The following is a 1,049-nucleotide window of genomic DNA, read 5'->3' as shown; positions in this document are numbered from 1 at the left end:
GGATTTTAAGTCCTGTGCGTCTGCCTGTTCCGCCACCCCGGCATGTCATACTGAAAATTGGAGCGGAAGACGGGATTCGAACCCGCGACCCCAACCTTGGCAAGGTTGTATTCTACCACTGAACTACTTCCGCAAGACATGTTTGAGTTATTTTATTAAAAGTGCGGGTGAAGGGAGTCGAACCCCCACGCCAAAGGCGCTAGATCCTAAGTCTAGTGCGTCTGCCAATTCCGCCACACCCGCATATTTTTAAAGAAAATGGTGAGCCATGAAGGATTCGAACCTTCGACCCTCTGATTAAAAGTCAGATGCTCTACCAACTGAGCTAATGGCTCTTAATGGCTGGGCTAGCTGGATTCGAACCAGCGCATGACGGAGTCAAAGTCCGTTGCCTTACCGCTTGGCTATAGCCCAATAATTAAGAAATGGTGGAGGGGGGCAGATTCGAACTGCCGAACCCGAAGGAGCGGATTTACAGTCCGCCGCGTTTAGCCACTTCGCTACCCCTCCGACATATATGGTGGAGGATGACGGGATCGAACCGCCGACCCCCTGCTTGTAAGGCAGGTGCTCTCCCAGCTGAGCTAATCCTCCATTTTGCCTGGCAACGTCCTACTCTCGCAGGGACAAGGTCCCAACTACCATTGGCGCTAGAGAGCTTAACTTCCGTGTTCGGTATGGGAACGGGTGTGACCTCTCTGCCATCATTACCAGACTATATTCGATTGAGACAAACATTATTATACTTGATTCACTTAGAAAGTCAATAAGTTTTTTATATTCTCTCAAAACTAGATAACGTTGCTTCATATTATATGGTTAAGTCCTCGATCTATTAGTATTCGTCAGCTCCACATGTCACCATGCTTCCACCTCGAACCTATCAACCTGATCATCTTTCAGGGATCTTACTAGCTTACGCTATGGGAAATCTCATCTTGAGGGGGGCTTCATGCTTAGATGCTTTCAGCACTTATCCCTTCCGCACATAGCTACCCAGCTATGCCCTTGGCAGAACAACTGGTACACCAGCGGTGCGTCCATCCCGG

6 tRNA genes and 2 rRNA genes are annotated in these 1,049 nt (G+C 49.1%); all 8 read right to left on the bottom strand.

The window, feature by feature from the left end:
- Nucleotides 1–58: 58 nt before the first annotated feature.
- Nucleotides 59–133, bottom strand: a tRNA-Gly gene (locus tag AC1DS7_RS28765).
- Between the two features lie 29 nt (nucleotides 134–162).
- A tRNA-Leu gene (locus AC1DS7_RS28760) sits at nucleotides 163–243 on the bottom strand.
- 16 nt (nucleotides 244–259) lie between these two features.
- Nucleotides 260–335, bottom strand: a tRNA-Lys gene (locus AC1DS7_RS28755).
- A 4-nt stretch (nucleotides 336–339) separates the two neighbouring features.
- Nucleotides 340–414, bottom strand: a tRNA-Gln gene (locus AC1DS7_RS28750).
- Nucleotides 415–426: 12 nt separating this feature from the next.
- A tRNA-Tyr gene (locus tag AC1DS7_RS28745) sits at nucleotides 427–510 on the bottom strand.
- Nucleotides 511–518: 8 nt separating this feature from the next.
- Nucleotides 519–594, bottom strand: a tRNA-Val gene (locus AC1DS7_RS28740).
- Between the two features lie 5 nt (nucleotides 595–599).
- Nucleotides 600–715, bottom strand: a 5S ribosomal RNA gene (rrf, locus tag AC1DS7_RS28735).
- Nucleotides 716–815: 100 nt separating this feature from the next.
- Nucleotides 816–1,049, bottom strand: a 23S ribosomal RNA gene (locus tag AC1DS7_RS28730); the annotation flags it as partial.

It is taken from the genome of Bacillus sp. P4_E1, from assembly GCF_056401715.1.
Note: the sequence above shows the minus strand (reverse complement) of the source record. Positions and strands in the feature narration are given on the sequence as shown.